This is a genomic window from Micromonospora sp. NPDC051300 (assembly GCF_044455315.1).
GTDB classification, from domain to species: domain Bacteria; phylum Actinomycetota; class Actinomycetes; order Mycobacteriales; family Micromonosporaceae; genus Micromonospora; species Micromonospora robiginosa.
Genome location: NZ_JBITEP010000037.1, coordinates 1 through 22,714, shown reverse-complemented (window position 1 = coordinate 22,714; position 22,714 = coordinate 1). Strand labels below are relative to the sequence as shown.

The 22,714-nt window shown below is 74.9% G+C and carries 21 protein-coding genes; 7 read left to right on the top strand and 14 right to left on the bottom strand.

Annotated features, from left to right (window positions below):
* Window positions 1-3: 3 nt before the first annotated feature.
* Window positions 4-381 (bottom strand): sensory rhodopsin transducer, encoded by a 378-nt coding sequence (locus ACIA5A_RS27850; protein WP_396767397.1) that lies wholly within the window; start codon window positions 379-381, stop codon window positions 4-6.
* The gene (locus ACIA5A_RS27845) at window positions 378-1,583 is read right to left on the bottom strand and encodes a D-arabinono-1,4-lactone oxidase (protein WP_396767396.1); all 1,206 of its coding nucleotides are present in this window, start codon (window positions 1,581-1,583) and stop codon (window positions 378-380) included. The genes ACIA5A_RS27850 and ACIA5A_RS27845 overlap by 4 nt, the downstream gene beginning before the upstream one ends.
* Window positions 1,584-1,698: 115 nt before the next feature.
* Between ACIA5A_RS27845 and ACIA5A_RS27840 the strand changes: the two genes are divergently transcribed.
* Window positions 1,699-2,436 (top strand): zf-HC2 domain-containing protein, encoded by a 738-nt coding sequence (locus tag ACIA5A_RS27840; RefSeq protein ID WP_396767395.1) that lies wholly within the window; start codon window positions 1,699-1,701, stop codon window positions 2,434-2,436.
* A gap of 52 nt (window positions 2,437-2,488) precedes the next feature.
* Here ACIA5A_RS27840 and ACIA5A_RS27835 read toward each other — a convergent pair whose 3' ends face one another.
* Window positions 2,489-3,055, bottom strand: a complete 567-nt coding sequence (locus ACIA5A_RS27835) for a sigma-70 family RNA polymerase sigma factor (RefSeq protein ID WP_396767394.1) — start codon at window positions 3,053-3,055, stop codon at window positions 2,489-2,491.
* Window positions 3,056-3,217: 162 nt separating this feature from the next.
* A complete protein-coding gene (locus ACIA5A_RS27830) occupies window positions 3,218-3,691 on the bottom strand; it encodes an MOSC domain-containing protein (RefSeq protein WP_396767393.1) in 474 nt (157 codons plus the stop codon).
* 91 nt (window positions 3,692-3,782) lie between these two features.
* Here ACIA5A_RS27830 and ACIA5A_RS27825 point away from each other — a divergent pair, with 91 nt between their 5' ends.
* Window positions 3,783-5,015, top strand: coding sequence for a hypothetical protein (locus tag ACIA5A_RS27825; protein WP_396767392.1), 1,233 nt, complete (start codon window positions 3,783-3,785; stop codon window positions 5,013-5,015).
* 18 nt (window positions 5,016-5,033) lie between these two features.
* Here the strand turns inward: ACIA5A_RS27825 and ACIA5A_RS27820 are convergent, their stop codons facing one another.
* The 5 genes from ACIA5A_RS27820 to ACIA5A_RS27800 form a co-directional block, all read right to left on the bottom strand.
* Window positions 5,034-6,116, bottom strand: a complete 1,083-nt coding sequence (locus ACIA5A_RS27820) for an NYN domain-containing protein (RefSeq protein WP_396767391.1) — start codon at window positions 6,114-6,116, stop codon at window positions 5,034-5,036.
* A gap of 36 nt (window positions 6,117-6,152) precedes the next feature.
* Window positions 6,153-6,365: a hypothetical protein gene (locus tag ACIA5A_RS27815; protein ID WP_396767390.1), complete on the bottom strand. Its 213-nt coding sequence runs from the start codon at window positions 6,363-6,365 to the stop codon at window positions 6,153-6,155.
* Window positions 6,366-6,563: 198 nt separating this feature from the next.
* On the bottom strand, window positions 6,564-8,153 hold the full coding sequence (locus tag ACIA5A_RS27810; protein WP_396767389.1) for a DHA2 family efflux MFS transporter permease subunit: 1,590 nt from the start codon (window positions 8,151-8,153) through the stop codon (window positions 6,564-6,566).
* 364 nt (window positions 8,154-8,517) lie between these two features.
* Entirely contained in the window at window positions 8,518-9,093 is a 576-nt protein-coding gene (locus ACIA5A_RS27805) for a DUF305 domain-containing protein (RefSeq protein WP_396767388.1), read from the bottom strand.
* Between the two features lie 241 nt (window positions 9,094-9,334).
* Window positions 9,335-10,099, bottom strand: a complete 765-nt coding sequence (locus ACIA5A_RS27800; RefSeq protein WP_396767387.1) for a lytic polysaccharide monooxygenase — start codon at window positions 10,097-10,099, stop codon at window positions 9,335-9,337.
* A 228-nt stretch (window positions 10,100-10,327) separates the two neighbouring features.
* Between ACIA5A_RS27800 and ACIA5A_RS27795 the strand changes: the two genes are divergently transcribed.
* Complete coding sequence (locus tag ACIA5A_RS27795) at window positions 10,328-12,406, top strand: cellulose binding domain-containing protein (protein WP_396767386.1); 2,079 nt, start codon at window positions 10,328-10,330, stop codon at window positions 12,404-12,406.
* Window positions 12,407-12,414: 8 nt separating this feature from the next.
* Here ACIA5A_RS27795 and ACIA5A_RS27790 read toward each other — a convergent pair whose 3' ends face one another.
* The gene (locus ACIA5A_RS27790; protein WP_396767385.1) at window positions 12,415-13,266 is read right to left on the bottom strand and encodes a phosphatase PAP2 family protein; all 852 of its coding nucleotides are present in this window, start codon (window positions 13,264-13,266) and stop codon (window positions 12,415-12,417) included.
* Window positions 13,267-13,340: 74 nt separating this feature from the next.
* Entirely contained in the window at window positions 13,341-14,981 is a 1,641-nt protein-coding gene (locus tag ACIA5A_RS27785; RefSeq protein ID WP_396767384.1) for an MDR family MFS transporter, read from the bottom strand.
* Between the two features lie 120 nt (window positions 14,982-15,101).
* Here ACIA5A_RS27785 and ACIA5A_RS27780 point away from each other — a divergent pair, with 120 nt between their 5' ends.
* The gene (locus tag ACIA5A_RS27780) at window positions 15,102-15,704 is read left to right on the top strand and encodes a TetR/AcrR family transcriptional regulator (protein WP_396767383.1); all 603 of its coding nucleotides are present in this window, start codon (window positions 15,102-15,104) and stop codon (window positions 15,702-15,704) included.
* A gap of 4 nt (window positions 15,705-15,708) precedes the next feature.
* Here ACIA5A_RS27780 and ACIA5A_RS27775 read toward each other — a convergent pair whose 3' ends face one another.
* The 3 genes from ACIA5A_RS27775 to ACIA5A_RS27765 all read right to left on the bottom strand — a co-directional run bounded on the left by ACIA5A_RS27775 (window position 15,709) and on the right by ACIA5A_RS27765 (window position 19,399).
* A complete protein-coding gene (locus ACIA5A_RS27775; RefSeq protein WP_396767382.1) occupies window positions 15,709-16,413 on the bottom strand; it encodes a class F sortase in 705 nt (234 codons plus the stop codon).
* 7 nt (window positions 16,414-16,420) lie between these two features.
* The gene (locus ACIA5A_RS27770) at window positions 16,421-17,206 is read right to left on the bottom strand and encodes an LPXTG cell wall anchor domain-containing protein (RefSeq protein WP_396767381.1); all 786 of its coding nucleotides are present in this window, start codon (window positions 17,204-17,206) and stop codon (window positions 16,421-16,423) included.
* An 84-nt stretch (window positions 17,207-17,290) separates the two neighbouring features.
* Window positions 17,291-19,399, bottom strand: coding sequence for a protein kinase (locus tag ACIA5A_RS27765; protein WP_396767380.1), 2,109 nt, complete (start codon window positions 19,397-19,399; stop codon window positions 17,291-17,293).
* Window positions 19,400-19,489: 90 nt separating this feature from the next.
* Between ACIA5A_RS27765 and ACIA5A_RS27760 the strand changes: the two genes are divergently transcribed.
* The 3 genes from ACIA5A_RS27760 to ACIA5A_RS27750 form a co-directional block, all read left to right on the top strand.
* Window positions 19,490-20,806: a low temperature requirement protein A gene (locus ACIA5A_RS27760; protein ID WP_396767379.1), complete on the top strand. Its 1,317-nt coding sequence runs from the start codon at window positions 19,490-19,492 to the stop codon at window positions 20,804-20,806.
* Between the two features lie 47 nt (window positions 20,807-20,853).
* Window positions 20,854-21,918 (top strand): SRPBCC domain-containing protein, encoded by a 1,065-nt coding sequence (locus tag ACIA5A_RS27755; protein ID WP_396767378.1) that lies wholly within the window; start codon window positions 20,854-20,856, stop codon window positions 21,916-21,918.
* A gap of 155 nt (window positions 21,919-22,073) precedes the next feature.
* Window positions 22,074-22,714: non-reducing end alpha-L-arabinofuranosidase family hydrolase (locus ACIA5A_RS27750; protein WP_396767377.1), on the top strand; the 641-nt coding region annotated here is incomplete at its 3' end.

Sequence of the window (22,714 nt, the reverse complement as noted above, 5' to 3'; positions counted from 1 at the left end):
ACCTCACCCCGGGTACGCCATCGTGCCGGTCAGCGCCACCACGCCGGGCAGCCGGGTGTCCTGGCGCAGGAACTGCACCACCACCGGCGCCGGTGAGCGCAGCACGCAGCCGTACGGGCGGTCCAGCCGCACCGCCTCCGGGTCGATCAGGTCGTTGACCCGCACGTGCCGGACCCGGCGGGCGGGCACGAGCAGCCGGTACGGCCCGACCGGCTCGGCGTCCTCGTAGTAGAAGTCGAGCGTCAGCCCGGCGTCGTCGCCGCCGGCGTTGAGCACGCAGAGCTGGTCGAAGCCGGTGAACTCGGGCTCCACGCCGTGCGCCGGGAACGGCACGTGCCCGCCGGGCACCACCCACACCCGGGCGCCGACCGGCGCCGTCACGACTCCTCCAGCAGCCGGGCCAGGTACGGGGCGAGGAACACCCCGTCCGGGTCGAGGCGGCGGCGGACCGCCTGGAAGTCGTCCCAGCGGGGATAGAGGGGACGCAGTTCCCGCGCGCCGAGCCAGTGCTTCTTGCCCCAGTGCGGCCGGCCGCCGTAGTGCCGGAAGACCGCCTCCATGTCGTGGAAGTAGTCCTCGTACGGCAGGGTCGTGTTCTGCAGGCACGCGATGGTGGTGGTGGGCCGACCGTGGGCGTTGCTCAGCCAGATGTCGTCCGGCGCGACGGTGCGGACCAGCACCCGCCAGCCGGCCACCCGCCGGTGCCGCTCCCGCACCCGGCGGCGCACCTCCGCGAAGCAGGCCGGGAACGCCTCCGAGGGCAGCATGTACTCGATCTCCTCGAACCGCAGCTCCCGGCGCCGGGGAATGGTCCGGTGGGTCGGCCCGACCTGGCTCTGCCGGGGCGCGCCGTCCGGCGTGCACGCGCCGGGCCACGGCGACCGGTCGCGCGCCTCGTCGACCCGGTTGATCACTCGGATCTGCGTCCGGTCGCTGCGCGGATACCAGTAGAAGTCCATGTTGCGGTTGGTGTGCTGGAGTTCGGCCAGGTGGTCGAGCGTCCAGTCGAGCCGCGCGCACCAGGACCGCCGGTGCAGCTCGTAGCGGGGCTGCACGTCCAGGGTGACCCGGGTGACGACGCCGAGCGCGCCCAGCGACAGCCGGGCGGCCGGCAGCAGTTCCGGGTTGCGGTCCGCGGCGATCTCCAGCACCTCGCCGGTGCCGGTGACCAGGCGTACACCGGTGAGCTGGGTGCTCAGGTTGCCGAAGCCCAGCCCGGTGCCGTGGGTGCCGGTGGCGGTCGCCCCGGCGATCGACTGGTAGTCGACGTCACCCAGGTTGTCCATGGCCAGGCCGGCGTCGTAGAGACCTTCGCCGAGCGCCTTCAGCGTGGTGCCGGCCCAGGCGGTGGCGGTCCGGCCGTCGTCGGCGACCACCCCGGCGAGCCGGTCCAGGCCGAGCAGGATCCCGTCGGTACGCACCAGCGGGCTGGACGAGTGCCCCGAGACCACCGGGCGGATCGTGAGCCCGTCGTCGCGGGCCCGGCGCACCAGCGCGCACACCTCGTCCTCGCCGGCGGGTTCGGCCCACCGCGCCGGGGTGAAGGAGAGGCTGCCGGACCAGTTCACGAACGCGCGTGTCACCTGGCTCCCTCCGCACGGCGGTCCGGCCCGCTTACCCGCGCCCGCCGGGGGTAGTCGCCGGCCTGTTCCGGCACCCGGCGGGAACCAGGCGGGGCGCCCGGACGACTATCCCTACATGGCGTGCGAGCAGTGGCGGGAGATCCTGTCGGCCCAGTTGGACGGGGAGGCGTCCCGGTCCGAGACGGAAGCGGCGGAGGCGCACCTGAGCGGTTGCGCCGGGTGCCGGGGCTGGTTCGACTCGGCGGCCGCCGTCACCCGCCGGGCCCGTACGCAGCTCGCCCCGCGGGTGCCCGACCTGGTGGCGTCCGTGCTGGCCGCCGCGCCGCCGCCCCGGCCGAGCCGGCGCCAGCGGGTGGTGTGGGGGCTGCGCGCGGCGCTCGGCCTGCTCGGCGCGGTGCAGTTGGTGCTGGGCCTGGCGCAGATCGGCCGGGAGGCGGTGGTGGCGCACGCGCACACCTCCGGCCAGCACCTGTGGCACGAGTCGGCGGCGTGGAACGTGGCGGTCGGCGCCGGTTTCCTCTACGTCGCGCTGCGCCGGTCCACCCCGTCCGGGCTGCTGCCGATGCTCAGCGCGTTCGTCGCCACGCTGGTCCTGCTGTCGGTGAACGACCTGATCACCGGGCAGGTGGCGATGACCCGGCTGGTCAGCCACGGCTTCCTGCTGGTCGGCTGGGCGGTGATGCTGCTGCTGTCCCGGCCCGGCCTGCGCCCCGGCGACACGCCGCCCGGCCGGCGCCTGTCGTCCGGCTCGCGCTGGGCGCTGCGCACCGAGGAGCCGGCCGCGCCGGCGCCGCTGCGGCTGGTGCCGCCCGGCCCGTACACCGCGCAGGCCCGCGACCGCCGCGCGGCCTGACGCCCGCCAGGTGCGGGCCACGGGGGTTGCTTCCGCCTGACGGGCCGGCGGATCAGCGGGCCCGGCGGGCGCGGGCGTCGCCGGCCCAGGCGGCGACCAGGTCCTCGCGGGCGCGGGCGACCCGCGACCGGATGGTGCCGACCGGGCAGCCGCACACCTCGGCGGCCTCGGCGTAGGAGAGGCCGAGGACCTGGGTGGCGACGAACGCCTCCCGCCGGTCCGGGGCGAGTCCGGCGATGAGCCCGCGCAGCGCGACGCCGTCGTCCCCGCCGGCGGTGACCGCCCCGGCCGCCTCGGCGGCGGCCTGCCAGTCCGACAGCGCGGCGACCCGGGGGCGGACGGTGGCGGCCCGAACGTGGTCCACGGCCACCCGGCGGGCGATGGTGAAGATCCAGGTCCGGGCCGAGGAGCGGCCGGCGAACCCGGGCAGGCTGCGCAGCGCGCGCAGGAATGTCTCCTGGGCGAGGTCGTCGGCCTCGGCCGGGCCGGCGAGGTGGGCGAGGAAGCGCCACACCGGGCCCTGGAGCGCCCGAACGAACGCGGCGGCGGCGAGCTGGTCGCCCCGGCCGGCCTGGTGGGCCCACCGGGTCACCTGCTCGTCGTCGGCGTCCGGGCTCATCCGCGACCCGCCCGCCGCTGCGGCACGATCATGCCGGACGGTACGGACGCCGGCCCCGCTCGGTTCATCTCTGGCGTCCTCTCCGTCACCTCGCCGCCGATCCGGCGATCGGTGACCCCGAGGTTGGTCGGCCGGCGGCCGGGGAAAGTTCCGGCGCTCCGGTCAGTCGCCGACCGTGACGGTCACCGGCCCGACCCGCAGGACGCCGTCGGTGAGCGGCTCGCAGCGTACGCCGGCCCGGCGGCGCATCGCCTTCCACGTGCCGGGCGCGACCACCACGTCCAGCCAGGCGCAGGGCGGCGCGGCCCGGTGCACCCGCAGGCGGACCGGGCCGTCGCCGGAGTCGAGGGTGAGCACCCGGCCGACCAGCTCGTCGACAGCGACGCCGCTGGTCAGCACGTTGCGCCGGAGCTGGGTGAGGTCGACGCCGGCGGGCAGCGACTCCTGCGCGACAAGCGTGACGCTCGCCGTGCGGTGCGCCGGCCGGCCGAAGTAGCGGTCACCGACGACACCGAGGCCGGCCCGCAGGCGCACCTGCTCGACCAGCTCGCCGGGCGGCGCCGGGGCGGGCCCGTCCGCCGGGCGGCCGAGGTAGCGGTGCACCGGCGAGGCCAGCAACTGGACGATCCGCGGCATGGCCCCGAGTCTAGGCACGGCCATAACGCCACCAAAGCGGATGATAGCCACGCTCACGTGTCCGCGCCCGGTGGCCGCCGTTGTACGGGGTGTGACGGCGAGACGACCTGGCCCGACCGAGTCCCATCCGGCGCGACGGCTGGCCTGGGCGCGCCGCGAGAACGAACTCCGCCGCCGGGCGTACGAGACGGCGGCGCGTGACTGGCGCCGCCGGGCGGAGCACCTCGACCGGCTGCGGATCGAGGCGGACGGGTTCCACGGGCGCGCGCTGCCCGGCACGCCGCTCCCGGTGCCGCTGGACGACGGCGAGGTCGTCTACCGCGTCCTGCCCGTCGTCGAGCTGGTGGAGGCGACCGCCCGGCACCTGGCCGGTCTGCCCGCGCCCGCCGGAACCCTTGCCGGCGGTCTCGACCCGGACGACGGCCCGCTGCCGGCCGGCTTGCGTGTGGTCGACACCGGCGCCGCCGTGGTGACCGACCGGCGGGTGGCCTTCGCCGGCCGGGACGTCCACCAGGACTGGCCCCTGCGTGAGCTGCGGGGCGTCGGGCACCACCCCGACCGCCCGGTGACGCTGCTGCACCGGGCCGACGGCGGGCCACCGTCCGGGCTGCGAATCCCGGCGCCCGGCGCCCCGAACGCCCGGTTCTACCTGACCCTCGCCCACGCCGACGCGACCGGGTCGAGAAGCGCGGTCGCACAGGACGTCGAGGCGCTGCGCGCCGCCCACCGGGCCGCCCGGCCACGGCCGCCCCGCCCGCTGGGCCCCGGTGACGCCCCGCCCGACCGGATGCCGCCGGGACGACTGGTGGCGGCCGGCGCCGCGATGGTGGCCGTCCTGCTCGGAGCGACCTCCGCCGGGACGTGGCCGGCCACCGCCGGGCCGAACCAGCCCGCGGCCCGCCCGGTGGCGGCCTCGGCGCCAGGTGACGGTGGAGTCGGCACGGGTCCGGTCACGCCCACCACCACGGCCACCGGAGCCCCGGTCGGTCCCCGGGCCTCCGGCGATCCCGCTGCTCCCCGGTCCCGGCCCCGGCCGGATCGCGCACCCACCCGACAGTCGCCGCCTGGCGGGGCGGGCCGCAACGGTCCGCCGGCCGTCGGGGCGGGCGGGAGCGGCACGCCGGCCGCCGGCCCGACGACGCCGCCGGTCGGCCACGACCGGCCGTCCGCGCCGACACCACCGCCGGCCACGCCCACCGACCCGGTACCGAGTCAGGTTCCGCCCTCACCCGCCGCGCCCACCCCGACCGTCACACCGAGCCCGACCGCCGTCCTGAGCCCACCGGCCGTCCCGAGCCCGACCGCCGTCCGCGGGCCGTCCTGAGCCCACCGGCCGGGTCGGTCAGGACGGCTGCGGGCTGAGCAGGTAGTCGCCGTCGTCGGCGCTCCAGCGCAGCTCCACCGCCCCGTCCGTGGCGGCGGCCTTGCAGAACTGGAGGAAGCTGCGGTAGCCGAGCTTCTTCTCGCTGAAGTCCGGCCGGGCGCGCCGGAGCTGGTCCTTCAGGCCGGACAGCGCCACCGCGCCGCCCTCCCCGGCCAGGTCCACCACCACGGACCGGAGCAGCCCGAACGCGACCTCCCGGTCACCCCGCTCGGGCAGCGACACCTCCGGGTCGCCCTTGGCCGGGCCGGCGGCCAGCTCCACCACGTTGGAGGCGGCCAGGTGCCGCAGCAGCTCGCCGAAGGTACGGAAGCCGTAGTTCGACTCGCTGAACGTCGGGTCCTTGCGGAGCAGGGCCCGCTTCAGGCCGGAGGCGGTCACCTCACCGCCGCCACTGCCCTGCATGCCGGCCACGGTCTGCACGAGCAGGACGGCGAGGGTGTCTACGTCCCGCGACGGCTCCTCCTCGACCGGCGCGGTCTCCACCACCGGCTCCGGCGCCGGTTCCGCCGCCGCCGTCCCGGCCGAGCGGGCCGGCCGAGCCCGGCGGGCCGCGGGCGGGGGCACGTCCACCCCTTCGAGGCGGTCGTAGTAGAGGAACTCGTCGCAGGCCGGCGGCAGCAGCGCCGAGGTCGACTTCTCCACCCCGACGCCGATCACCCGCTTGTTCAGCTCGCGCAGCTTGTGCACCAGCGGGGTGAAGTCGCTGTCGCCGGTGCAGATCACGAACGTCGAGATGTAGCCGCGCTCGAACGCCAGCTCGACCGCGTCCACGGCCATCTTGATGTCGGCCGCGTTCTTGCGGGAGAAGCCCATCCGCTGCGGGATCTCGATCAGCTCGACGTGCGACCGGGTGAGCATCCGCCGGTCCTCGTCGAAGTACGACCAGTCCGCGTACGCTCGGCGCACCACCACCCGGCCCCGTTCGGCCAGGGCGTCGCCGATCGGACGGAAGTCGAACGGCCGACCGCCGTGATGGTCCCGCACACCCAGCGCCAGGTTCTCGTAGTCGAGGAACAGCGCGATCCGGTCTTCCTGATCCACGCCGGTCAGCCTAGCCCGGCCGGGTCGTCGCGCCGGTCACCGCCGCCCGTTCCGGTAGACGGTCTCCCGGCGGGCGACCCGCTGGATCGCGTAGCTGGCCACCAGGAGCAGCAGGGCGAGCACCACCTCGACGCCGGCGACAGTGCCGTTGGCCACGGTGAGACCGAGCAGCAGCAGGATCAGGCCGACCACGGCCAGCAGCAGGCGTTTGCGCCGCCGGGCCGACCGGTCCTCGCCGCCTGTGCCCACCGTGCCCGCCTCTCCCCCGCCACCTCCGTCGAGCCTAGGCGCTGCCCGGTCCGCCGGTGGCGGATCCGGCCGGCATGCCGGCCTGCCGCGGGTGGGGCGCGAGTCGGGCGGAACAGAGCGGCCTGGACTCCGGCCGGCGGTCGGGACGCCGTGGGGCCGGCCGCCGGCGGCGGTCGGCCCCACGGGGACGGGCGTGGATCAGTGGATCGGCACCGGCATCGGGCGCTGCTCCTCGCCCGGCTCGCCGTCGAGCAGGTGCGACGGCTCGCGCCGGCGGGGCAGGAAGGCGGCCGGGATGAAGGTGAGGAGCACCAGACCGAACGCCACCCAGAACGTGGTGGCGAAGGAACTGGCCGCGAAGTCGAGCCCGCGCTCGATCAGCGACGGCGGCACCGGGAACTGCTGGGCCAGCTCGGGCTGCTGCTGCACGGCGATGGCGAGCTGGGCCTCGGTCACCGGGGCGCCGCTGCCCGGATCGGTCACGCCGGGGATCGGGCGCGAGCCGTTCAGCTCGCTGGTGAGGATCACCGACATCACCGCCGCGCCGACCGATCCGCCGATCTGCTGGAGGATGTTGACGAGCGTCGAGCCGCGGGCCACCTCCGCGGCCTGTAACGTCTTCAGCGCCGAGGTCATGATCGGCATCATGGTGCCGCCCATGCCGAGGCCCATCACGAACAGCGAGCCGCAGAGCAGCAGGTAGGACGTGTCGGTGCCGAGCTGGGTGAAGGTGAAGAACCCGGCCGCGATGAGCACCAGCGCGAACGGCACCGTCCGGCCGACCGGCACCCGGTCGGCGAGCATGCCGGCGATCGGCATGGTGAGCATCGCGCCGATGCCCTGCGGCGCCATCAGCAGGCCGGCGGTCAGCGTCGTCTCGCCCCGGACCTGCAGGAAGTAGCTCGGGAACAGCAGGCCCGCGCCCATGAACGCGATGATGAAGACGAACAGGGTCAGCGACGCGAGGGTGAGGTTGCGGTTGCGGAACAGCCGCAGGTCGAGGAGCGGGTGCCGGGGCCGGAACGAGTAGATCACGAAGGCGATCACGAGCGCCGCGCCGACCAGCATGGGCAGCCAGACCTCGGTGTCGGTGACCGTGCCGGCCTCCGGCAGCGAGGAGACGCCGTAGAGGAAGAGCGCCAGGCCCGGCGAGAGCATCAGCATGCCCAGGAAGTCGAACGACTGGGACGGCTCGGGAGCGTCCTTCGGCAGCGCGAGCTGGGCGTAGATCAGCGCGACCACGCCGATCGGCAGGTTGATCAGAAAGATCCAGTGCCAGCTCGCGGTGTCGATCAGCCAGCCGCCGAGGATCGGGCCGCCGATCGGGCCGAGCAGCATCGGAATGCCGAGCACGGCCATCAACCGGCCGATCCGGTTCGGGCCGGCGGCCCGGGTCATGATGGTCATGCCGAGCGGCATGAGCATGCCGCCGCCGAGGCCCTGGACCACCCGCCAGGCGATCAGCTCGCCGATGGAGTCGGCCGTGGCGCACAGCCCGGATCCGATGGTGAACAGCGCCAACGCCACCATGTAGAGCCGCTTGGTGCCGAACCGGTCGGCGGCCCAACCGCTGAGCGGGATGACCGTGGCCAGGGCGAGGGTGTAGCCGGTCATGGTCCAGGCGACCCGCGCGTAGGACGCGTCGAACTCGCTCTGGAACGTCGGGATGGCCACGCTGACGACGGTCACGTCGAGGATCGACATGATCGCGCCGAGCACGACGACGCCGGCCACCTTGAGCACCGCGGCGTCGAGTTTGTTCGATGTCGCGACGGGTTGCTGGGTCACAGACAGTCTCCTGGTTCCGGTCCGGTCCGAGGGGAGGCGGCGCCGCACGCGGGGCGCGCGGTGGGACGAGGTCCGGCGAAAGCCTAGTCACGGACTGCGACATCGCGCGGCCGGTTTTGCCCAGAGGCGAACGCCCCCACCGCCCGGTCCCCGTCCCGCACCGCCGCACGTCGCCGCGCAGACGCCGGCGGGCGAGAGAAAGACCCCGATCCGCCCCGTTTGGCCCCGCACGCCTCCCCGCCCGGCGCCCACCCACCGTGACGAAGGTCATGCCCCGCCCGCTGTCTTCGACCGTGGCGCGGGAGCACGCCGCGAATAGTGCGGTCGGCGCATTCCGGGCGCCACCACTCCCGGGTCGACGAGGTCAGCCTCGCGGCGCGGCGGCCAACTTCGCCATCAGGGCCACCTCGGCGGTGCGGGAGCGGTCGACGCGGGTGGCGAGGTCGCGTACCCGCTCGCTGGTGCCGGCGGCGACCTGGGCGCGGGCCAGGGCGGCGGCGGTGCGCTGGTGCGCGGCGAGCACGTCGAGCAGCACCCGGTCGACGTCGGCGGCCGGGGCCGCCCGCAACCGGGCCAGGCCGGCGGCGGCGTCGCTGTGCCCCGCGTGGTCGTGTCGCGCCGCGACGGCCGCCGCCGAGGGACCGGCCTCGCGCAGCCAGCCGCGCATGGTGGCCGACTCGTCGGTCTCGGTGGCGCGTACGGCGGCGAGCAGGGTACGCACCTCGGGATCGGTGACCCGGTCGAGCCCGACGGCGACGATCTCCAGGGTCTGCTCGGTGTGCGCCACCATCATGGCGAGGAAGAGCGCGTCGATGCCGCTAGTCGTGCCGTCGACGGCCGGCGCCGGCCGGGACGCGGCGGGCGCCGGCGAGCCGCCACCGCAACCGGCGACGCCGGCGGTGAGCAGGACGGCCAGCAGGGCGGCGAGAGGTCGGCGCATGTCGGTCCTCCGATCTGGTCTCGGGCGTTGCGGTCCGGACGGCAGCCCGGACGATTCCGGCGCACCCGCACCCGGGCTGCGGGGCGACGAGCGGCGGGCGACGAACGCCGGCCCGTCGGACGGCCGGGCGGGACCGGCCGACCGCCCGACGGGCCCCGTGCGGCAGTCCCCGCGCGGCGCGCGAATCGTCCGACCCGCCTCGGCGGCACGACCTCGCCCGGGTGACCTGCCCGGCGCCGGGTCAGATCTGCTGCCAGAGCGCCGGCACGTTCGGCGGCTCCCATCCGGCGATCGCGGTGTGCGCCTGGCGGCAGCGGTAGCTGAGGCCGGCGTAGGTCACCGTGTCGCCGACCTGGTACGACCGCCCGGCGGTCCAGGTGCCGCCCGGCGCCGGTGTGCCGGTCGGGGCGGGTGAGCCGGTGGGCGTGGGCGACGGCGTGGCGGTGCGCGTGGGCGACGGGGTCGGCGACGGGGTGGGGGTCGGGTTGCCACCTCCGCCGCCGATCTGCAGGTCGATGCAGGAGTAGAACGCGTTGGCGGTGTCGCTGATGTTCCAGACCGCCAGCACCTTCTGCCGACCGGTGTAGCCGCCCAGGTTGACGGTGTGCGAGACGGTGGCGTCGGGCTGGCGGCCGCCGCCGTCGACGACCGCGACCCGGGTGCCGCCGATCCAGTACTCCCAGTTGGCGGTGGCGTGGCGGGCGGTGTTGACCCAGGTGAACGTCACCGTGCTGCCGACCGACGTGGCCGGCCAGTTGCGGCTGTCGTCGTTGAGCACCGCGAACTGGGCGATGTTGGCGTGGCAGGTCTTCAGGCCCTTGGGTCCCTCGACGCTCTGCGGCTCGTACCTGATCTGGCCGCAGTCGGGCACCCGGTTCTGCGCGCAGAGCGCCTGGCGGCTGGGCGGCCCGGAGACGTAGCCGTGGGCCTGCGCGGGCGCGGCGAGCGCCAGCCCGGCGGCGACCGCACCGGTGGTGAGCAGGGGCAGGGTGATTCTTCGACGCATGGCGGTGACTCCTTCGGGGGGAAACGGAAGGTGTCACGAACATAAATTAAACCTTGTTAACAGTAAAGACTCCTATCTATAAATTAAGCCTTGAGCCCGCCGCGTCACGCATGGAATTCTGGGCAGCACGCGGAGCCGATCGTCGTCCCAGGGCACCCGGGCGCCGGCAGGCATCCGGGCGGACGGCGGGACCGAACCCGGGAACCCCGCCTCTCGAAGGAACCCCCTATGAGGAGATCCCTGCCCCGCGCGCGCCGCTGGACCGCGTACGCGGTGAGCCTGCTGCTCGTCACCACCGCGTTCGCCACCGTCGAACCGCCCGCCGCCGGCGCCGCCGTCGACCCGGTCGCGGTGACCGTGAACGCCCGCGCCGGGCTGGCCACCGTGCCGGACACCGCGCTCGGCGTCAACCACGCCATCTGGGACGCCAAGCTCGGCAGCCCCGAGACGTCCGACCTGCTCAAGGCCGCCGGCGTGCGGATGCTGCGCTACCCCGGCGGCTCCTACGCCGACATCTACCACTGGAAGACGCACACCGCGCCCGGCGGCTACGTCGCGCCGGACACCGACTTCGACACGTTCATGGCCGCCGCCCGCCGGGTCGGCGCGCAGCCGATGATCATCGCGAACTACGGCACCGGCACGCCCGCCGAGGCGGCCGACTGGGTGCGGTACGCCAACGTCACCAAGGGCTACGGCGCGAAGTTCTGGACCGTCGGCAACGAGAACTACGGCAACGGCCTCTACGGGTCGGCGTGGGAGGCCGACGACCACGCCGACAAGAGCGCCACCCAGTACGCCAAGCTGGTGATCGAGTACGCCGACGCGATGAAGGCGGTCGACCCGAGCGTCAGGGTCGGCGCGGTGCTGACCATGCCGGGCAACTGGCCGGACGGGATCACCGCCGGCGGCGACCCGGGACCGTGGAACCGGACCGTGCTCTCGCTCGCCGGTCCGAAGATCGACTTCGTGGACGTGCACTGGTACCCGGGCGGCAGCGCGGCCGAGTCGCTGACCCGCACCGACCAGCTCCCCGACGCCGCCTGGCTGCTGCGGCGGCAGATCTCCCGGTACGCCGGCCCGGACGCCGACCGGATCGGGATCAGCCTCACCGAGCTGAACGTCGACGCCGGCCGCACCACCCAGCCCGGCGCGCTGTTCCTCGCCGACGCCTACAGCGGCCTGCTGGAACAAGGCGTGTTCACGGTGCAGTGGTGGAACGTGCACAACGGCATCGGCACCGTCTCCGAGGTGGCCGGGCAGACCGACTACGGCGACTTCGGGCTGCTCTCCAGCGGCGGCTGCACCAGCGACGGCGAGGTCTGCGAACCGGCGTTCAACACGCCGTTCGCGCCCTACCACGCACTGTCCATGATGAACCTGTTCGCCCGCCCCGGCGACCAGTTCGTCCGTGCCGGCACCGACCAGCCGCTGGTCAGCGCGCACGCGGTGCGTCGACCGGACGGCGGCCTCGCGGTCCAACTGCTGAACAAGGACCCGGACACCGCCTACCCGGTGACCGTCGACTACGCCGGTTTCACCCCGGCGGACGAGGCGCCGACCGTGCACACGCTGACCAACGGCGCGAGCGGGGTGCGCACCGACCGCGCCGGCAGCGCGACCACCCGGACGCTGCCGCCGTACTCGCTCACCACGCTGGTGCTGCGACCGGCCGGCAGCTCCGCCGGGCGGCCGACCGCGCCGGGGCAGCCGACGGCGGGTGCGGTGACCGACCGCGCCGCGACCCTCTCCTGGCCGGCGGCGGCCGCGGGCGCCGCGCCGATCGCCAAGTACGAGGTGTACCGGCAGTTCGGCGCGGTCAGCGAGCAGCTCGGCGAGACCGCCGGCACGTCGTTCACCGTGCGCAACCTCGAACCGGGCACCCGCTACACGGCCAACGTGCTGGCCCGGGACACCGCGGGCCGGGTCTCCTGGTCGTCCCCGCCGCTGACGTTCGCCACCGGCAGCCCGGCCGCGAGCGGCTGCGCGGTGCGCTTCCACGAGGACACCGACTGGGGCAACGGCTACGTGGCGACCGTCGAGGTGGTCAACACCGGCCCGGACGTGGTCGACGGCTGGACGCTGACGTGGACCTGGCCCACCGGCTGGCAGCAGGTGAGCAGCGGCTGGAACGCCACCTGGACGCAGACCGGCACGCAGGTGCGGGTGACCCCGACCGCCGACAACCGCCGGCTCGCCGCCGACGGCGGGAGCACGAGTGTCGGGTTCGTCGGCGCGTACAGCGGGCCGAACGTGCCGCCGGGGGTGTTCCGGCTCAACGGCACGGTCTGCACCGTCCGCTCCTGAGCCACGGCTCAGCCCCGGCCGGGTGGCCGGAGCCGGGCGTCGGCCGCCGTCGGGACCTTCGTGGTCCGGCGGCGGCCGGCCCGGCGCGGGGGCGGCACCACGTGCGGGCGCGGCGGCCCGGCCACCGGCGGGGGCGGCGACGCCACCGGCGCCACGGGTCGGGGCAGCGCGGCCAGGATCACCGCGAGCAGAGCCACCGCGACCACCCCGTCGAGCCAGTAGTGGTTGCCGGTGGCGACCACCACCACGGCGGTGACCAGCGGGTGGGCCAGCCAGAGCCAGCGCCACCGCCCGGCGGTCACCCCCACCAGGGCCAACGCGACCGCGAGCGCCCAGCCCACGTGCAGCGACGGCATCGCCGCGTACTGGTTGCTGAGCTGGTCGGCCTCCGGCGGTCCGTAGACGCTGGGGCCGAAGCGGCTGCCGGTGTCCACCATCCCGGTGAGCGCGGTCAGTCGCGGCGGCGCGAGCGGGACGCAGACGTGCAGCACCAGCGCCGCGGCGGTCAGCACCGCGAGGGCCCGCCGCAGCCGCAGGTAGTGCGCCGGCCTCCGCAGGTAGAGCCAGACCAGGCAGAGCACGGTGGCCGGGAAGTGCACATAGGCGTAGTAGCTGTTGGCCAGCCGCACCGGCAGCTCGTGCGCCAGCAGCGGCGCCTGCACCAGCGCCTCGTCGGGCAGGCGCAGCACCCGTTCCAGCCACCAGATCCGCTCGCCGTTGGCCAGCGCGGTGCCGGCCCGCCCGGTGATCAGTTGCCGGCCCACCTTGTAGGCGAGGAAGAGCACGGCGACCAGCGCCAGTTCGCGGGCCGCGCGGCGCACCGCGCCGGCCCGCGTGGACGTGGTCTCGGTGAGCGGCACGGGCTCCTCCTTCGGTGCCTCTCGGCACGGACCAGGGCCGCCGCCGGGGTCGGCGACGGCCCTGGGGTACGGCCTCAGCGGCGGGCGTGTTCCTCCCGGCCGGCCTGGTCGGCGCTCACCCCGTCGAACGCGGGCGCCCCGTCGACCGCGTCGGCGCCCACCGCCACCGATCGACCGGTGTCCGGAAGATCAAGGCTGGAGCGCAGGGTAACCGGGCGCAGCAACAGCGCCGCCACGACGCCGACCACCGCGATGGCGGCCGAGATGAGGAAGATGTGCCCGGTCGCGTCCCCGTAGGCGGCCCGGACGATCTCCCGCACCGGCCCGGGCAGCGCGTCGAGGTTCAGCGTGCTGCTGCCGCCGCTGCCCGAGGTGGGGATGCCTGCCGCGGCGAGGTCGGTGGTGATCCGGTCGGTGACCCGCCGGGCCAGGACCGCGCCGAGCACCGAGACGCCGATGGTGCCGCCGAGCGAGCGGAAGAAGGCCACGCTGGCGCTGGCCGCGCCGATGTCCTTGAGCGCCACCGTGTTCTGCACCGCGAGCACCAGGTTCTGCATGGTCATGCCGACGCCGACGCCGACGACGAACATGGCCACCCCGACGATGACCAGGGACGTCTCGTGGTCGATGGTGCCGAGCACCGCGAAGCCGGCGACCAGCACGATCGAGCCGAACACGATGTACGGCTTGATCCGGCCGGAGGCGGTGATCATCCGACCGGCCACGATCGAGGAGATCAGCACGCCGGCCATCATCGGGATGGTGAGCAGGCCGGCCTCGGTCGGGCTGTAGCCGCGACCGATCTGGAAGTACTGGCCGAGGAAGACCGCGCCGCCGAACATCGCCATGCCGACCGCGAGGCTGCCCAGGATGGCCAGCGCGGTGGTGCGCTGGCGGACGATCTCCAGCGGGACCACCGGCTCGGCGGCCCGTGACTCGACCCGGACCGCCAGCGCGAGCAGCAGCACCGAGCCGCCGACCATCGCGCCGGTCTGCCAGGAGAGCCAGGCGAAGGAGTCGTCGACGAAGGAGATCCAGATCAGCAGCACGCTGACCCCGGCGGCGATCAGCGCGGCGCCCAAGTAATCGATCTTGACGTTCTGCCGGCGCACGGTGGGCAGGTTCAGCGTGATCTGGAGCAGGAACAGCGCGATGATCGCGACCGGTACGCCGACGAAGAAGCACCAGCGCCAGCCGAGCCAGGAGGTGTCGACGATGAGGCCGCCGAGCAGCGGACCGCCGACCGTGGCGAGCGCCATGACGCCGCCCAGGTAGCCGTTGTAGCGGCCCCGCTCGCGCGGCGGGATCATGGCCGCGATGGCGACCTGGACCAGCGCCTGGAGGCCGCCGACGCCGATGCCCTGGAAGGCCCGGGCGGCGATGAGCTGACCGGCGCTCTGCGAGAAGCCGGCCGCGACGGAGCCGGCCAGGAAGACCACGATGGCGACCTGGATCAACAGCTTCTTGTTGAACAGGTCGGCGAGCTTGCCCCAGATCGGGGTGGTCGCCGTGGCGGTGAGCAGGGTGGCGGTGACCACCCAGGTGTACTGCGTCTGCGAGCCGTTGAGCGCCCCGATGATCTTCGGCAGGGCCGTGGAGACGACGGTGCTGCTCAGCATGGCCACGAAGAGCACCAGCAGCAGCCCGCTCAGTGCCTCCAGCGTCTGCCGCCGGCTCATGGGCGCGGCCTGGGCCGTCGCGGTGGGTGCGCTCATCGCGCGTCCTCCAGGTGTGTCGGATGGGGTGGCCGCTTGGTTGCCTCAAGCAATCATCAACAAATCTTGCCCAGCAGGCAAGTTTGCCCATTGAGAAAAGGATCACGTACGCTGGCCGGCGTGGAGGAGTGCACCGGTCTGCGCGAACGGAAGAAGGCGGCCACCCGCCTGGCGCTGCACGAGGCCGCCCTGCGCCTGGCCGTCGAGCACGGCCCCGACCGGGTCACCGTCGAGGCCATCGCCGACGCCGCCAACGTCTCCCGACGCACCTTCTCCAACTACTTCTCCGGCAAGGAGGAGGCGCTCTTCCACGGCGACACGCTGCGGCTGCGCCGGCTGCTGGCGCTGTTCGCGGCACAGCCCACCGAGCTGCCGCCCTGGGCCGCGCTGACCCGGGCGGCCGTGCTCCAGGCCGACGAGAGCTACGACGACCCGGCCGAGCCCTGGCTCAACCGGCGCCGGCGGTTGCACGGCCACCCGAGCCTGGCCGCCCACCAGGTCGGCGCGTACGCGGCCATCGAGCGGGACCTGGCCGCGGAGATCGCCGGCCGGCTCATCGGTCCCGACGTGCCGGTGCGGTCGCGGGTGCTGGCGGCCACCTTCCTGGCCACGCTCCGCGTCGGCGCCCAGCAGTGGATCGAGCACCCGGACGCGCCGCTGCGCGACGTGCTGCGCGACGTCCTGGCGCACGCCGCCCCGGCCGGCGCCGCCTACGCCGTCTGAGCCGTCACCGGGCCGGCTCCGCCCGGGCCAGCCGCGCGTAGACGATGACGTTGTCCCGGTAGCTGTCCCGCCTGGGGTCGAACTCGCCGCCGCAGGTGATCAGACGCAGCGCCGCGTGGTCGGTCGGGCCGTAGACGTCCTCGGTGGGGAACCGGTCCTTCGGGTGCTGCTCGACCCGGGTGACGACGAACACCGCGGTGCTGCCATCGCGCCGCCGCACCGCCAGCGTGGTGTCCGGGCGCAACCGGGCCAGGTCGAAGAACGAGCCCGCGCGCCCCTTCCAGTTCACGTGCCCGGCCAGCACCGCCGGCCCGAGCGCGCCCGGCGCCGGCGCCCGGGTGAACCAGCCGACGTCGGTCGCGCTGTCCGGCACCTGCATCGCGCCGTCCGGGCGCAGCCCGAGCGGGACGATCGGCGCGTCCACCCGCAGGCTCGGGATGCGGACACGCACCGGCGGGGAGTCGGCCATCAACGGCCCACTGGTCAGGTCGCCGGCCCGCCCGACCGGGCGTGGCGTCGGGGCCTGGCCGGTCGTCGGGGCCCCGCCCGTCACCGCCGGACGCGCCGCCTCCGGCGGGCGGTCGTCGGCCCGGGTGACGGCGTGACCGACGGTGACGACGGCGGCGAGGGCGAGCAGGCCGGCCCCCGCCGCGAGCGCGGCGCGCTGACGGCGGGGGCCGGTGGCCGTACGCTCCTGCGGGTCGTCCACGACCGGCTCAGCCCTGCCGGCCGAGGCGACGCCGCGCCGCGACCAGGCCGAACGCGCCGAGCAACGCCAGGCCCCCGGCGACGTACCCGCCGGTCGGGGTGGTCCCGGTGCTGCCGTCCCCGGTGGCCACGCCGCCGGCCGGCACCGAACCCGCGGCGGCGCCGCTGACCATGCCGCAGGTGGCCGGGTCGGTGGCCTCCTCCGGGATGCCGTTCACGCCCACCGACTTGGCGAACGTGGACTCGCCGAGCGCCGCCATGTCGTACTTCCCGTTGCGGTTGGCGTCGATGCCGTGCTGCACCAGGTGCAGGTCCTTGAGGTGGGCGATGGTGCCGGCCGGCAGGTCGGCGGCCGGGATGACCCGGTCGTAGGTCAGCCTGCCCTGGGCGTCCGCCTTGGGCATCCGGTCCACCGCCAGCCCGCTGGCGCGGGTGGTGTCACCGGTCGTGGTCAACGAGATGAAGATGTCGCCGTACATCTTCAGGCCCTCCTCGGTGCTGACGTAGCCGTCGCCGTCGGCGTCGGCGGACTTGTCCGGGCAGTGGAAGTCCATGCCGTTGACCGCGCCGTGGATGTGCTGCGCGTGCGGGGAGTTCGGCGTCATGCCGGTGGAGGTGATCCGCACCCGCAGGTCACCGCCGTCGGTAGCGGTGAGCGTCGCCGTGCCGGCGGCCCCGGTCTCGTTGAGGTCCAGCAGCGCCACCCGCACGCTCTCGTCGGCGTGCGCCACACCGGGGAAGCTGAGTACGAGCGCCGCCGCCGGCAGCGCCAGCAGGGTTCGGGACAGTCTCACGGCTTTCTCCTCGTCGCCGGCCCCGGCTCGGCGCCGGGACATGTCAGGCATTCGGAGCGGCCCGGCGACCGGATGGGTTCCCGCTCAGCCGGGGCGGCGGAAGCTCGCCAGCACCACCCGGTAGGTCTCCTGCTCCGCCGGCCACCGGCCGTCCGCGGTCACCCAGACCAGCCGGTGCCGGCCGGCGGCCCCGGCGCCGTTGGCGACCAGCCGTCGGGCGTGCAGCCGGCCGTCGGGACCGTCCCAGGTGTACTCCCACTCGGCCGCGCCACCCGGCCGGATCACCGGGCCGATGCTGATCCGCTCGTAGCCGGGCAGCCCGCCCGCCGCGCGCAGCCGCTCCGCCTCGCGGCGCCACAGCCCGCTCGGGTCCGCCGCCCGGGCACCACCGACCTGCACCGCCAGCACCCGCGTCCCGACCGGGTCCCGCAGGCAGACGACCGCGCCGGCGGTGTCGCGGGTCCAGCCGGCCGGCAGGGCGACAGCGAACCCGACCCGGTCCCGGTGCCACACCCACCCCTCCGGCAACCGGCCGCTGCCGGTGGGCGCACGCCCGGCGGCAACCGGCGTCGACCCGGACGGCCGGGTGAGGCAGGGCGCGCCCGCCGCGCCCGCCCCGGCCCCGGTCGGCGTCGGGCTGGCCCCGGTCGGCGTCGGACTCACCGCGGCGGGCGGGCCCTGCGACGCGGAGCCGGCCGCCGCCGGGCCGGTCACGGCGGGCTCGGCCGCCGTCGAGGCCGAGCCAGCCCCGGTGCCGTCGCGCCACTCACCGAGCGCGGTCCGCACGCCGGCGACCGCCACCCCGCCGGCCGCCGCCAGCGCCACCACCACCGTGGCAAGCGTGGCCGCGGACCGCCATCCGGTACGCCGGTCCGGCCCGCCGGTCGACACGCGCAGCGGCAGGACGTCGAGCTGCGGCACGGGCGGCCGGCGGACGTCCCGGCCCCCGCCCGGCAGCACCTGCGTCACGTCGCCGCCCGCCGGAGCCGGCGTCCCGGCCCCGCCCCGCAGGACCTGGGTGACCTCCGACTCCGACGGCAGCGACCGCATGACGTCCGCCGCCGCCATCGCCTGCGTGACGTCCGCGGCCAGGCGCGCCCGGGTGCCCGCCGCGCTCGACGGCAGCGACCGATCGGCCGCCGGCAGCGGCACCGCCTGCGTCACGTCTCCGACCGGCAACGCCTGCGTCACCTCTCCGGCGGGCAGCGACTGCGTCACCTCCGCTGCCGGCAACGCCTGGGTGACATCCTCCGCCGTCGCCGGCCGCGGCTCGCCCGCGTCGCTCTCGGGTGACCGCGACGGCTCGACGCCCGGCGTCCGGTCCGTCCCCTCGACGAGCCGGGACGGCGGGCGCAGCAGGCCGAGTCCGCGGCGCCCGTCGAGGCCGGCGACCCGACGCAGCATCCGGGCCGCCTCGCCGGCGGTCAGCCGCTGCCGCTCGTCGCGGGCGAGCAGGCCGCCGACGACCGGGGCGAGCGGGCCGGCGCGGCGCATCCGGTCCGGCGGCTCGGTCGCCATGGCCAGCAGCGTCGCCATGGTGCCGTCGCGCCGGTACGGCGGTCGCCCCTCGACCGCGGTGTAGAGCGTGGCGCCCAGCGCCCACAGGTCGGTGCCCGGCGAGGACACGCCCTGGCGGACCCGCTCCGGCGCCACGTACTGCGGGGTGGCCGTGATCCCCCACGACCGGCTCAGCGCCGCCGCGCCCTCCACCGCCGCCACGCCGAAGTCACCGAGCAGCGCCCGGCCGTCGGCGGCGACCAGCACGTTGCGCGGGGTCACGTCGCGGTGCAGCACGCCGACGCGGTGGGCCGCGCGCAGCGCCTCCACCAGTTCGACGCCGATGCGGGCGACCACCCGCGGCGGCAGCGGGCCGTCGTCGGTGACGATCCGGTGCAGCGACCGGGACGGCACGTACTGCATGACGATCCAGGGCCGGCCGTCGGCGGTGATGACGTCGTGCACGCGTACCACGTTGGGGTGGTCCAGGCGGGCGGCGGCCCGCGCCTCGCGCAGGGTGCTGTCGTGCAGCTCGGCGGTCTCCTGCGGCGACGCGCCGGCCCGGGGCAGCATCTCCTTGACCGCGACGTCGCGGTCGAGCAACTCGTCGCGGGCCAGCCACACCCGCCCCATGCCGCCCTGCCCGACGCAGCGCACCAGGCGGTAGCGCCCCACACGCTCGAGATGGTCCGTCACACAGGTGATTCGGCGCCGGCACGGCTGCGGATGGGTGGGCTGCCCCCCGATTCCGACCCGGCCCCTGAGCTGGGCTGACACACTCTCCCGGTGGGCGGCGACCGGTGGCGCAAAGGGCTCGGGCCCGCGGCCCGGGTCGCCCCCGCCACCCGGGTGGACAAGTTCGAGATCTTCTTCGACCTCGTCTTCGTGGTGTCCTTCTTCATCATCACCCGGGCCACCGCCGCCAACGTGACCGTGCGGGAGCTGCTGCACGCGCTGCTGGTGCTCGCGGTGCTGTGGTGGTGCTGGGTGGTGCACAGCGCGGTGGCCGCGCGGCTGCGGCTGGGCGAGGGGTTCGTGCCGATCCTCATGGTGGTCGGCATGGTCGCGTTGTTCACGTTCGCCCTGGCGCTGCCGCAGACGTTCGGCGGTCAGGACCAGGGCACCGCCGGCCCGATCCTGGTCGTGGTCAGCTACGTGGTGATCCGGATCGTGCACACGCTGCTCTACTGGTACGCGACCCGCGGCGATCCGCCGGCCCGGCGCAAGGTGTGGCTGTTCCTGCCCGAGGTGCTGCTCTCCACCTGCCTGCTGCTGGTGGCCGCGCTGCTGCCGCCGCACGTCGACCCGGACGCCGGGCCGTGGCTGCGCGACGGGCTGTGGATCGCGGTGGTGGTGATCCAGTACAGCAGCGGCGTGCTGGCCGGCACCGACGGCTGGAAGATCACCTCCGCCGAGCACTGGACCGAACGGTACGACCTGATCCTGATCATCGCGCTCGGCGAGTCGGTCATCTCGGTCGGCGTCGGCGGCAACCTGCTGGGCAAGCCGGTGACCTGGCCGGCCATCCCGGCCGCGGTCTGCGGGATCCTGTTCACCGCCGCGCTGTGGTGGGCGCACTTCGACATGATCGGGCCGGCCGCCCGGATCGCTCTGCACGCCGCCCAGGGCCATCCCCGGGTGGCCATGGCCCGCGACGCGTACGCGTACCTCTACCTGCCGATGATCGCCGGCGTGATCCTGTTCGCGATCGGCGCCGAGGAGTTGGTCCGGATCGTCACCGACCCGGTCGGCGGCGCGGCGGAACGGGGTCACGGGCCGGCGGTGCCGTTGCTCTTCGTCGGCGTGATGCTCTATCTCGCCGCCAACATGGCGTTCCAGTGGCGCACCCTGCGGACGCTGTCCTGGACCCGGGTCGGCGCCGTGGTCGTCCTGGCGGCGGGGCTGCCCGTCGGCCGGCACCTGCCGGCACTCGGCGCGCTCGCCCTGGTCACCGCCATCTGCCTGGCGCTGGTCGCGGTCGAGCTGGTGGTCTTCGCGGACTCCCGCGCCGCGCTGCGCCGGGTGGTGCACCAGGAGCGGGTCAGCGCCGAGGAGAGCGAGGCCGCCTGGCGGGCCCGCTGGCACGACGGCGGGTCGGAGTGATCCGACCACCACGGCCGCCCGGGCGACCCGGGCCTTAGAGTCTCCGGGTGATCGAGATCGCCACCGAGGTCGACCTGTTCCACCCGCCCGCCCGTGTCTGGCAGGCGTTGACCGAGCGGGCGCTCCTGGCCAAGTGGTTCGTCGACAGCTCGTCCGGGGACGACCGGTGGACGCTGGCGACCGCCGGGCTTCCCGGCTACGACGCCGACACCGAGGTCGAGGTGGTCGAGGTGCGCGCACCACGACGGCTGGTGGTGCGGTGCCGGGAGGCCGACCGGGCCACCCGGCTGGCGTGCGATCTCACGCCCACCGCGCACGGCACCCGACTCTCCGTGCGCGAGGTCCTGGAGGAGGGCGACTGGGACGCCGACGCCCGCGCCGAGCAGCACGAGCGGGCGTTGACCGGGCGGCTGCCGGCGATCCTCGACTGGCTCGCCTTCCAGGAGGTGGACCTGCGCCGCGCCGAGGGCGGCCTGACCGCGGAACTGCCGGTGGTCCCCCTGCGCGGGCCGGAACCCGGCCGGTCCCGCCGCCGTCTGCTCCTGCTGGCGGCCGGCACGGTGGCGGTGCTCGCCGCCACCACCGGCGCCGCGCTCTGGACGACCCGGGACGCCCCGCCCGCGCCGGCCGGACCGCCGCCGTCCACGCCACCGCTTGTCGTGCCCTCCACCACCGCCGCCGCGTCGCCGCGGCCCACGACCGCCCGGCCCACGCCGAGTCCCACCCGGCGCAGCGCCTCCCCCTCACCGTCGGCGTCCCGCTCCCCCAGCCGTACGCCGAGTCCGCCGCCGCCTGCGGTGGCACCGCTGACCGCCACCTACGAGACGGTCACCGACCGGGTCTTCGGCTACCGGGGCGAGGTGGTGCTGCGCAATCCCGGCCCGGGGCCCCGCTCGGGGTGGACGGTGACCGTGACGATCGGCGACGGCGCCACGGTGGGTTCGGTGGCCGGGGCCGAGGTGGCGCAGGACGGCACGGTGCTGACGTTCACCGGTGACGCGCTGCCGCCCGACGGGTCGACGACGATTCGCTTCGACGTCCGCGACCCGGATCCCCTGCACGACGCCCCCGAGTCCTGCGCCGCCGACACCATCCCCTGCGCCACCCCCTGACCCACCCCCCGCCCGGGATCGATGTTGGTCTTTGCTTCATTTCTGCGGTTGAGAGCATGGGAGCGCTCCCGTAACATTCCTGTCGCGGCTGTTAACGTTCACAACATGATCAGGGTGATGAATGCGCGGCCGCCACCACCACAGGAGGAAGCATCATGTCCAGATCAAGGGCCGCCAATGTCGGCCTGGTGTCGGCCGGCGTCGCGTTGCTCGCGACGACCGGGGTCGTCGCCGCGCTGCCCGCCGGAGCCGCGGCGGCGGGCTGTTCGGTCAGGTACACCGTGTCGTCGCAGTGGGGCGGCGGGTTCGGCGCCGAGGTCGCCGTCACCAACCTCGGCGACCCGCTGTCGAGTTGGACGCTCACCTGGTCCTACGCCGCCGGACAGACCGTCACCCAGGCATGGAACGCCACCGTCACCCAGAGCGGGGCAGCCGTCACCGCCCGCAACGTCAGCTACAACGGGTCCGTGCCGACCAACGGCACCACCTCGTTCGGTTTCAACGGCGCCTGGACCAGCAGCAACCCCGCCCCGACCAGCTTCGCGCTCAACGGGGTGACCTGCACCGGCGGCACCACCACCCCGACCGGCTCGCCCACGACCGCACCGCCGCCCTCCACCCCACCGCCCTCCACGCCGCCGCCGACCACGCCCCCGCCGGGTGGCACCTGCACCCTGCCGTCGTCGTACCGGTGGTCGTCGACCGGTGCGCTGGCGCAGCCGAAGTCGGGCTGGGCGTCGCTGAAGGACTTCACCGTCGCGCCCTACAACGGCAAGCACCTGGTGTACGCGACCAC

Bases quoted from the DNA above. Each gene is read 5' to 3' on its own strand.
- ACIA5A_RS27840 (WP_396767395.1), top strand. From the start codon at position 1,699: ATGGCGTGCGAGCAGTGGCGGGAGATCCTGTCGGCCCAGTTGGACGGG.
- ACIA5A_RS27835 (WP_396767394.1), bottom strand. From the start codon at position 3,055: ATGAGCCCGGACGCCGACGACGAGCAGGTGACCCGGTGGGCCCACCAG.
- ACIA5A_RS27830 (WP_396767393.1), bottom strand. From the start codon at position 3,691: ATGCCGCGGATCGTCCAGTTGCTGGCCTCGCCGGTGCACCGCTACCTC.
- ACIA5A_RS27805 (WP_396767388.1), bottom strand. From the start codon at position 9,093: ATGCGCCGACCTCTCGCCGCCCTGCTGGCCGTCCTGCTCACCGCCGGC.
- ACIA5A_RS27800 (WP_396767387.1), bottom strand. From the start codon at position 10,099: ATGCGTCGAAGAATCACCCTGCCCCTGCTCACCACCGGTGCGGTCGCC.
- ACIA5A_RS27795 (WP_396767386.1), top strand. From the start codon at position 10,328: ATGAGGAGATCCCTGCCCCGCGCGCGCCGCTGGACCGCGTACGCGGTG.
- ACIA5A_RS27785 (WP_396767384.1), bottom strand. From the start codon at position 14,981: ATGAGCGCACCCACCGCGACGGCCCAGGCCGCGCCCATGAGCCGGCGG.